This is a genomic window from Chloroflexota bacterium (assembly GCA_016219275.1).
In the GTDB taxonomy this organism is placed as follows: Bacteria; Chloroflexota; Anaerolineae; order UBA4142; family UBA4142; genus JACRBM01.
On sequence record JACRBM010000077.1, the window covers coordinates 1 to 3,313 of the forward strand.

A 3,313-nucleotide genomic window follows, 5' to 3' on the forward strand; every position below is an offset into this window, starting at 1 on the left:
ATCGTTAAAAATGGCGGTCACGGTTTCGCACCAACCGGCGGTGCGATCAACCCGACGCGCGCCGAGTTGTCCAAGACGCTCGCGGATTTTTTCGACAAGCATTTGAAAAGGTAGTGGATCCCCACCCCAGCCCTCCCCGTTCGGCTCTCCCCCTGCGAAAGCGGGGGGAGGTGGAGAGGGTGCCGAACGGGGGAGGGCTGGGGTGGAGGTTTGACTCGCGGGTGTGCGTCAAGTTTTTGGGTGGTGAAAGAACCTTGCGAAGGTTGAACGGCAATCATATTTGATTTGTCGTCAAAACCTTCGCAAGGTTGAGTGTCCAAAAATTTGACGCACACCCGACTCGCGCCACACTTTTCTTAAAACGCATCTTGTGCTAAAATTGTTGACCGCGTTGCGGATAATTCACCGCGACCTGGGTCAACCATGCGTATCCTCTTTCGTCTGCTCAAATCACTCAATCGGTACCGTTGGCAACTTGCCGGGCTAGTCCTGCTCGTCTTGGGCGTCACCGCGACCTCGCTCGTCGCGCCGTCGTTGATTCGCCGCGCGATTGATGAAGGGTTGGCGCAGAACAATCCCGACGCGCTCGTTCAAGTTGCATGGCTGATTGTCGGCGTGGGGTTTCTGCGCGCGCTGTTGAGTTTTGCGCGCCGCTACACCGCCGAGTGGCTGATCAATCGCACCGGCTATGATTTTCGCAACGCGATGTACGACAAGATTCAGCGGCTCTCGTTCAGTTATCACGACTCGGCGCAAACCGGGCAACTGATGAGCCGGTGCACCGAGGACATTAGTTCGCTGTCGCGTTTTGTCGGACAGGGCGCGGTCGAACTGGTGCACATTCTCCTGCTTCTCGCCGGCATTCTCATTCTGTTAGTTCAAAGCAGTGTGACGTTGACGCTGATTGGACTCACGCCGATTTTGATTTTGACATTCGTTACCGTTCACCTCGGTCGCATGGTGGGACCGATGTTTTTGCGCGTGGATCAATCGGTCGGCGAGCTTTCATCTACGTTGCAAGAAAACTTGACCGGCGCACAGGTCGTGCGCGCCTTCGCGCGTGAAGAATTCGAGAAGCACAAATTCAGTAAGGCGAATCAGCGGTGGTACGATGCCCAGGTTCACTTGATGAGCACCTGGGGCTTTTACATGCCCACGATGATGATCCTGATCATGTTCCCGACCGCGCTGATTTTGTGGTTCGGCGGACAAATGGTCATCGCCGGCGAGTTGACGATTGGCGAACTCGTCGCGTTCAACGCTTACCTGGTGCTCCTCGCGCTCCCCGTGCAAGACCTGGGATTTGTCGTCAACTCGGCGGGCGAAGCGATTGCGGGCGGGCAACGTTTGTTTGAAGTGCTCGACGTGGACGAGGAGATCAAATCGCCGGCGAACGCGATTGCCGCGCCAACACTCACCGGTCGCGTGACGTTCGACGCGGTGACGTTCTCGTATCGCGGCACGCGCGACGCACTCACCGACGTGTCGTTCGAGGCGCAACCGAATCAGATCATCGCGTTGATCGGTCCGACGGGCAGCGGCAAGACGACGCTCGTCAATCTGATCCCGCGTTTCTACGATGCGACGAGCGGTGCTGTTCGCGTGGATGGTCTCGATATCAAGACGCTGGAATTGAAATCGCTCCGTTCGCAGATCGGCATCGTTCTGCAAACGTCGTTGTTGTTCTCGTCTTCGATTCGCGATAACATTGCGTACGGGCGACTCGACGCGAGCGAGGACGACGTGATCGCGGCGGCGCAGGCGGCGCGCGCACACGATTTCATCACCGGGTTTGCGAAGGGGTACGAGACGATTGTGGGCGAGCGCGGCGTCACGCTGTCGGGCGGGCAACGCCAGCGCATCGCGATTGCGCGCGCGTTGCTGATGAATCCGCGTGTCCTGATTCTCGACGATTCGACTTCGTCGGTGGACACGCAGACCGAGTACCTCATTCAGCAGGCGTTGTCCGAGTTGATGAAGAACCGCACGACGTTCGTCATCGCGCAACGGCTCTCGACGGTCAAGCGCGCGGATCAGATTTTCGTGCTCGATGGCGGGCGGATCGTTCAGCGCGGCAGGCACACGGAATTGTTGGAGCAGGGCGGGTTGTACAAACAGATTTACGATTTGCAACTGCGCGATCAAGAACAGTTTGCGCGCGAGATGATGTTTCTGGATGGGAGCGAGGTCGAAATTCCAAATTCGAAATTCAAAATTCGCGAGTCGGCGGGGATGGCGAATGGAGAATGAGTGTGAGGCGCGGGGCGTGATGCGTGAAGGAGAAAGGATTACTCGAATTTTGCACGCACGAACGCACGAAAAGTTTTGAGTTCGCGTAATGCAGTGGGTGCATCTTCCTTCGTGGCGGATTCGCCGGGATAACGAAACTCGAAGGCAAACCGCGTGAGGTCTTTGAGCAAATCGCGGTGCATTTCAAATGTGCCGTCGTATGCAAGGCAATATTCGAGCAACTGATTTAGATCGTGAATTTTTGGAATCGGATGTCCTTGCTCTTGCAGAAATGCCTTGAGATATTTTCGGCGCATTGTTGGCAATGGAAACACACCGCGTCGTAGCTTGCGCCGCGCTGAACACGCATTTCCCGACTGGCAACGCGCCAATCGGCTTCGGCTTTAGCAATCCATTCGCTAGTTAGCGTGTGCATAAACCACCTTGCCTTTTTCGGTGATTTCGCGCAAGAAGGAATCACCCAGAGCGATGCGTTCAGCGATTTGTTGAGGGCGACGAACAATTAAGTCCATCCCAAAGTGATAGTCCAACGCGCGCACGATTTGCGCGGCTTGGACGCTGTTACGCAGTGACGTGTCCATCACGACGAGCAAATCTACATCGCTCTCTGGTTTCGGCTTGCCGTAGGCGTACGAACCGAACAGGATAATTTTTTCGGGATTGAATAGCGCGGCGATTTGTTTGACGACGGCGCGAACTTGGCGCACTGGCACGCGACGGCGATCACCGTTTGGATGAACACGCTTGCTTCTCATCGTTTTCCCTCGGCGATATTATAGCATAGAACAACGTGCGCGAGAAAATGGTGAGAACGGCGCGGCGAGCAGGTGATGAGGGATGCGTGAGGTGTGATACATGAAGGAGAAGCGAATGGCTGAAGAGACGATTGAAGAGCATGTTGAAAAGGGCGGAGGATGGTTTTTTCGCAATACCGCAAAACTCACTTTTTGTCATTCTGAGGAGCGGCTCTTGAAAACACGCAACCAAGTGAATTCAAACAAGCGACGAAGAATCTCGCCAGTTGCTTGAGCGATCCTTCGCTTCGCTCAGGATGACAAAGCGA

Annotated in this window: 5 protein-coding genes; 2 read left to right on the forward strand and 3 right to left on the reverse strand. The window is 55.5% G+C overall.

The features are described from left to right. The first annotated feature begins 423 nt into the window (after positions 1–423). The gene (locus tag HY868_21805) at positions 424–2,250 is read left to right on the forward strand and encodes an ABC transporter ATP-binding protein (protein MBI5304785.1); all 1,827 of its coding nucleotides are present in this window, start codon (positions 424–426) and stop codon (positions 2,248–2,250) included. A gap of 38 nt (positions 2,251–2,288) precedes the next feature. Here the strand turns inward: HY868_21805 and HY868_21810 are convergent, their stop codons facing one another. Genes HY868_21810 through HY868_21820 form a run of 3 tightly spaced genes read right to left on the reverse strand, consistent with a single transcriptional unit; the run spans position 2,289 to position 3,005 of the window. Further along, on the reverse strand, positions 2,289–2,546 hold the full coding sequence (locus HY868_21810) for a HEPN domain-containing protein (GenBank protein MBI5304786.1): 258 nt from the start codon (positions 2,544–2,546) through the stop codon (positions 2,289–2,291). Further along, on the reverse strand, positions 2,477–2,665 hold the full coding sequence (locus tag HY868_21815) for a HEPN domain-containing protein (protein MBI5304787.1): 189 nt from the start codon (positions 2,663–2,665) through the stop codon (positions 2,477–2,479). Before HY868_21815 ends, HY868_21810 begins: the two co-directional genes overlap by 70 nt. After that, entirely contained in the window at positions 2,649–3,005 is a 357-nt protein-coding gene (locus HY868_21820; GenBank protein ID MBI5304788.1) for a nucleotidyltransferase domain-containing protein, read from the reverse strand. The genes HY868_21815 and HY868_21820 overlap by 17 nt, the downstream gene beginning before the upstream one ends. Positions 3,006–3,120: 115 nt before the next feature. Between HY868_21820 and HY868_21825 the strand changes: the two genes are divergently transcribed. Further along, a complete protein-coding gene (locus HY868_21825) occupies positions 3,121–3,279 on the forward strand; it encodes a hypothetical protein (GenBank protein MBI5304789.1) in 159 nt (52 codons plus the stop codon). Positions 3,280–3,313 lie beyond the last annotated feature (34 nt).